This window comes from Arthrobacter agilis, from assembly GCF_002953615.1.
Classification (GTDB): domain Bacteria; phylum Actinomycetota; class Actinomycetes; order Actinomycetales; family Micrococcaceae; genus Arthrobacter_D; species Arthrobacter_D agilis_B.
The window spans coordinates 3,061,245-3,066,541 of the sequence record NZ_CP024915.1 but is presented as its reverse complement, the minus strand read 5'-3'; the positions used below and the strand labels follow the sequence as shown (position 1 = coordinate 3,066,541).

Sequence of the window (5,297 nt, the reverse complement as noted above, 5' to 3'; positions counted from 1 at the left end):
ATCCACGGGAATCCGGCGGCCCGGTTCCACTAGCCTGCGAGCTCGATGTGCGTCAGTCGCGGGTTCCCGACCGGGGACGTCACCAGCTCACTCACCTTGTCCGAGACCACGTACGAGTAGGTTTCGAAGAAGAGGGGAGGTGCGGGGAACTCGGCAAGAATCAGTTCCTGCACGGCGGCGTAGGCTTCGCCGTCCTCGGTGGCCTCGGCATCGGCGGTGTCGATCGCAGCTTTCACCTCGGGGTCGTACCAGGGGATGCAGTTGGCGCAGCCACCGTTCTCGACGAAGAACGGACGCATCGTTGCCTGCTGGCTCGGGTACAGGGCGCCCCAGCGGGAGAAGAACGGTCCGTCGATGGTACCGGCGGTCCGGTTGTCCGAGAACTCGGCCCAGTCAGCGCTCGGCACCGCCGAGGCATCGACGCCGAGGTTCTGGCGGAGATTGTTCGCTATGGCGTTGTAGAACTCGTCGAGTCCGCCGCCGCCGGGGAAGGAGATCTCCATGGTGCCCTCGAAGCCACCCGCCTCGTCGAGCAGGGCGGCCGCAGCCTCGGGGTCGTACTCGCAGAACTTCCCGCAGATGCCCTCGGGAGTCCCGGGCTCGATGGCCGGCGTGAACGCGGTGGCGGGCGTGTTGGCGCCGCCATAGATGACCTCGTTGATCGTCTCGCGGTCGATGGCCATCGAGATGGCCTGGCGGACCCGGATGTCCTGGTATCGCTCGTCCCACAGCGGAAGACCGAGGTAGGAGATGCCGGGTGCCTCGAAGGAGTAGAAGGCGTCCCCGAAGTCCTTGCTCGCCTGAGGCAGGCGGCTGGCGGGCACGCTGGCGACGTCGAGGTTGCCGGCCTGCACATCCGTGTACGCGGTCACTTCGTCCGTGTAGGGCACGAAGCTGATCTGATCGGTCGTCGGGGCATCCCCGGCGTAATCCTCGAAGGCCGTGACCACGATGGTCTCGTTCTCGACGTAGTCGTCGACCATCTCGAACGGCCCATTGCCGACCGGGTGGCTGTTGTAGGCGTCGAGGTCCTCGAACGCCGACGGGGGCATCGGATACATGGCGGTCTGCGCCTGGCTGAGCTGCAGCGGGAACTGGCTGTCGGGGCCGATGAGTTCGACCGTGAACGTGAGGTCGTCGACGACGGTCAGCCCGGACATCTCTTCCGTGGCGGGCTCGCCCTCCGCGGGGTTGAGGTCGGTATAGCCGACGATGTTCGCCACCTGGCCGGAGTTCTCGAAGGCGTTCGGGCCATAGGCGACGGTGTTCCAGGAGTCGACGTAGGACTGTGCCGTCACCGGAGTTCCGTCGTGGAAGGTCCAGCCGTCCTTGAGCGTGATCGTCCAGGTGGTGTTGTCGTCGGATTCGACCGACTCGGCCTGCACGTAGTTGAGGGTGCCGTCCGACTCGAGGAACGTGAGCGGAGCGAATACGGCCATGGAGAAGTCGTAGGCGACCAGCTGGCGACCGGGCGTGAGGGTGCCGGGATCGGTGACACCCATCGTGATGGAGCGGTCTTCGGAATCAGAGGCTTCACTTCCTCCTGACGAACACGCTGACAGGGCAAGCAGAGCGACCGTAGTGGTCGCCGCCAGGGTGAGCAGTTTCTTTCTCATCGTTCTCCTGTTTCGGGGGCAGAACCCGGTGCTGGACGGGAGCTGAAGCGGGAAGTATCCGTCGGCACGGGGGTCGGCGGTATCGCCAGCAAACTCGGCGCCGGGCGTCGGGTCAATGCATTCCGCGCCCAAGTTTCATTACTTAATGAAACCTGAACAAGATGGAAACAAACCAAAAAACAGTTTCGTGGCAGAGTGACGAGCATGCGCCACACGCCACACTTCGTCCTGTCCGACGTCGGCGAGGTCAAGCGACTCGTCCGAGAGAATCCCTGGGCGACGATCGTGTCCTCACCGGCCGGCGGACTCGTGGCGTCCCACTATCCGGTGATGCTCGAGGAGACGTCCGACGACAGCATCAGCATCATCAGTCATGTGGGGCGCCCCGACGAGCAGCTGCACGACCTCGGGAACCACGAGGTGCTGGTGATCATCCAGGGCCCGCACGGCTACATCTCACCCGGCTGGTACCCCGAGGACCAGATCATCCCGACCTGGAACCACGTCACAGCGCACCTGTACGGGAAGCCGGAGATCCTCTCCGACGAGGAGAACTTCCGAGTGCTCGGGAAGCTGGTCGACACCTTCGAGGCCGTCATGCCGGAGCCCAGCGCTCTGGCCCTGGACCCCGAGGGATCACGCCGCGTCGCCCGGGGGACGGTGGGGATCCGCCTGCGCGTGACCCGCTTCGACGCGCGGCTCAAGCTCAGCCAGGACAAGGCTCCCGCCGTGGTGGAACGGATCGTGGACGAGCTCGAGCACGGCGAGCACTACGCGAACCCGGCCCTTGCCCGCGAGATGCGGCGTACGTGGCACGGATGAACAGCTCCGTGGGTGGCGTCCTTCTCCGCTCCGCGCGCCTGGTCGGGACGCCCGGTGAACCAGTGGACCTCCTCGTCGAGGACGGGATCGTCACTGCTGCGGGCGAGGGCCTGGAACCCGGTTCGGCGCGGACGGTGGATCTCGGCGGACGGTGGGTGTCACCGGGCCTCTGGGATTCCCACGTCCACATGGGCCAGTGGGCGCTCATGCGCCAGCGCCTCGACCTGTCGTCGGCGACCAGTGCAGCCGGCGCCGCGGCACTGGTCGCCGGACGCCTGCTCTCGATGCCACCGACGGCCGGACAGCCCCTGATCGGCTACGGCTTCCAGGACGGACTGTGGCCGGACGCCCCGACACGGGAACTGCTCGACGCCGTCGGGCCCGACGTGCCCGTCGTGCTCGTCAGCAAGGACCTGCACGCGGCGTGGCTCAACACCAAGGCCCTCGCCCTCCACGGGCACGCCGACCACCCCACGGGCGTGCTGCGCGAACAGGCCGCCTTCGACGTCAACGCCCGCATCAGCTCGGTGCCCGACGAGCACCTCGACGGCTGGGTGGGGGAGGCGGTGGACGCCGCAGCCGCCCGGGGGGTCGTGGGCATCGTGGACCTCGAGATGACCCTCTCCCTCGACCGGTGGGCCCACCGTGTGGCCGGCGGCATCCGGGGCCTGCGGGTCCGGGCCGGCGTGTACCCGCACGATCTCGACGCCGTCATCGCGAGGGGCCTGCGCACCGGGGACGTCATCGAGGGTACGGAGGGCCTGGTGACCATGGGCCCGTTCAAGGTCATCACCGACGGTTCGCTGAACACCCGCACCGCGTACTGCCATGCACCGTATCCCGGCCTCGACGATGCCCCTGAAGGCCGGGGGATCTGCACGGTCGACCGCGGCCGGCTCGTCGATTACCTCCGCCGCGCATCGACGGCAGGCCTCGTGCCGGCGGTCCACGCGATCGGGGACGCGGCGAACACCCTGGCCCTCGACGCGTTCGAGGAGGTGGGCTGCGGCGGAAGCATCGAGCACGCCCAGCTCGTCGACGAGGCGGACTTCGGGCGATTCGCGCGGCTCGGCGTCATTGCCAGCGTCCAGCCGGAGCACGCGATGGATGATCGCGACGTCGCGGACCGCTACTGGCCGGGACGCACACACCGGGCCTTCGCCTTCGGGAGCCTGGTGGCAGCGGGCGCGGAGGTCAGGCTCGGCTCGGACGCGCCGGTCGCGCAGCTCGACCCGTGGGTGTCGATGGCCGCCGCCGTGTCCCGAGCACGGGACGGGCGGTCACCGTGGCACCCCGAGCAGCGCGTGCTGGCGTCGGTAGCACTCGCCGCGTCCACCGACGGGCGTACGATGCTGCGGCCGGGGTCGGTAGCAGACCTCGTGGTCACCGAACTGGACCCGCTCCGCGCCGACGACCACCAGCTGCGGGACTTCGCCGTGTCGGCGACCATGCTCGGGGGCCGGTGGACGCACTCCACCCTCGACGGGGACACAACCGTCCAGGGGTAGCTGTCGGGGTCCGGCGGACGTCCCGGGTGCGGCAAGATGGAAGGCATGGACCGGGCCGCAGAGATCTCCGCTTTCCTGCGCTCGCGACGCGCACGGATCTCGCCGACCACGCTCGGAGCGCCGTTCGACGGCAGGGTGCGGCGCGTGCCCGGGCTCCGGCGCGAGGAAGTGGCCCGGCTCGCCGGCATGAGCCCCGACTACTACACGCGGATCGAGCAGGGCCGCGGTGGCGCGGTGTCGCTGGAGATCATCGACTCCATCGCCCTGGCCCTCCGCCTCGACACGGTGGAACGGAACCACCTGCTCAACCTCTGTGGCACTCCGCTGCCGCACCACACGCCCGGCCTGGAGCCCCAGCGCGTTCGCCCCGGGCTGTACGACCTGCTCGCCGTCATGGAATCGGTACCCGCGATCATCCTCGGACGCCGCACCGACGTGCTGGCCAGCAACCGCCTGGCGAGGGCCCTGATGACCGACTTCGAGGCGCTTCCGGCTCCGCACCGCAACTACGCCCGCTTCATCCTGCTCGATCCGAAGGCCCGTGAGCTCTACCGGGACTGGGAGCAGGTGGGTGAGCAGACCACCGCGATGCTGCACCTCGACGTCGGACGCTTCCCGGAGGACCGCCAGCTGGCCGAACTCATCGCCGATCTCCGTGCGGGTTGCCCTGAGTTCACCCGGTTCTGGGAGGACCAGAACGTCCACGAGAAGGACCAGGGCGAGATCCGCTTCAACCACCCGGTGGGCGGCGAGTTCGTGCTGCACTACCAGACCCTCCTGGTCCCGGGAGAAGCGGACCAGAGCGTCTGCACCTACTACGGGGCGCCGGGATCCAGCAGCGAAGCCGCGCTCGCGAGGCTCGCCGGGATGACGACGTCGTCCCCTGCCTCCGCCTGATCCTCCCGCCGCTGTGGCGTGGGCCACAGGTCAGGCTAGCCCTGCGCGAACTAGGTCCAGCGGGGTAGGTCTTGCGCGCTGGAACGCTCCGGGGGAGTGATGGACTGGAGTCTGTACCAACCCCCACAGGCAGGAGCACCACCCGTGACGAGAGCATCGGACACACCGTCGGTTGCAGCCAGTCTGAGCCTGATCCAGGACGAGCTCGCCGGAGCAGCCGGCAGCCTGCAGGACGACCAGCTCGCAGCGCTCGTGGCCGAGATCCAGCAGGCCCGGAAGATCTTCGTCGCCGGTGGAGGCCGTAGCGGCCTCGCCCTGCGCATGCACGCCATGCGCCTCATGCACCTCGGACTTCCGGTGCACGTGGTGGGCGAGACGACGACGCCGGCCATCGGCTCCGGCGACCTCCTGATCGTCGCCTCCGGCTCCGGAACCACCGCCAGTGCCGTCGCTG

Annotated in this window: 4 protein-coding genes and 1 pseudogene; 4 read left to right on the top strand and 1 reads right to left on the bottom strand. The window is 68.5% G+C overall.

Translation table 11 applies throughout. From position 1 onward, the window contains the following. Nucleotides 1–29: 29 nt before the first annotated feature. Nucleotides 30–1,502, bottom strand: coding sequence for a peptide ABC transporter substrate-binding protein (locus CVO76_RS14950; RefSeq protein WP_244186013.1), 1,473 nt, complete (start codon nucleotides 1,500–1,502; stop codon nucleotides 30–32). Nucleotides 1,503–1,820: 318 nt separating this feature from the next. Between CVO76_RS14950 and CVO76_RS14945 the strand changes: the two genes are divergently transcribed. The 4 genes and pseudogenes from CVO76_RS14945 to CVO76_RS14930 all read left to right on the top strand — a co-directional run. Continuing rightward, nucleotides 1,821–2,438 (top strand): FMN-binding negative transcriptional regulator, encoded by a 618-nt coding sequence (locus CVO76_RS14945; protein WP_208739956.1) that lies wholly within the window; start codon nucleotides 1,821–1,823, stop codon nucleotides 2,436–2,438. Beyond that, nucleotides 2,435–3,946 carry an amidohydrolase gene (locus CVO76_RS14940; RefSeq protein WP_208739955.1) on the top strand — a complete coding sequence of 504 codons (1,512 nt, stop codon included), beginning with the start codon at nucleotides 2,435–2,437 and terminating at the stop codon, nucleotides 3,944–3,946. The genes CVO76_RS14945 and CVO76_RS14940 overlap by 4 nt, the downstream gene beginning before the upstream one ends. Before the next feature lie 45 nt (nucleotides 3,947–3,991). Continuing rightward, nucleotides 3,992–4,843, top strand: coding sequence for a helix-turn-helix transcriptional regulator (locus CVO76_RS14935; RefSeq protein ID WP_208739954.1), 852 nt, complete (start codon nucleotides 3,992–3,994; stop codon nucleotides 4,841–4,843). 144 nt (nucleotides 4,844–4,987) lie between these two features. Continuing rightward, nucleotides 4,988–5,297, top strand: a pseudogene (locus tag CVO76_RS14930) (6-phospho-3-hexuloisomerase); the annotation flags it as partial.

Excerpts from the sequence above, each read along its gene's own strand:
- CVO76_RS14950 (WP_244186013.1), bottom strand. The coding sequence starts at position 1,502 with ATGGGTGTCACCGATCCCGGCACCCTCACGCCCGGTCGCCAGCTGGTC.
- CVO76_RS14945 (WP_208739956.1), top strand. The coding sequence starts at position 1,821 with ATGCGCCACACGCCACACTTCGTCCTGTCCGACGTCGGCGAGGTCAAG.
- CVO76_RS14940 (WP_208739955.1), top strand. The coding sequence starts at position 2,435 with ATGAACAGCTCCGTGGGTGGCGTCCTTCTCCGCTCCGCGCGCCTGGTC.
- CVO76_RS14935 (WP_208739954.1), top strand. The coding sequence starts at position 3,992 with ATGGACCGGGCCGCAGAGATCTCCGCTTTCCTGCGCTCGCGACGCGCA.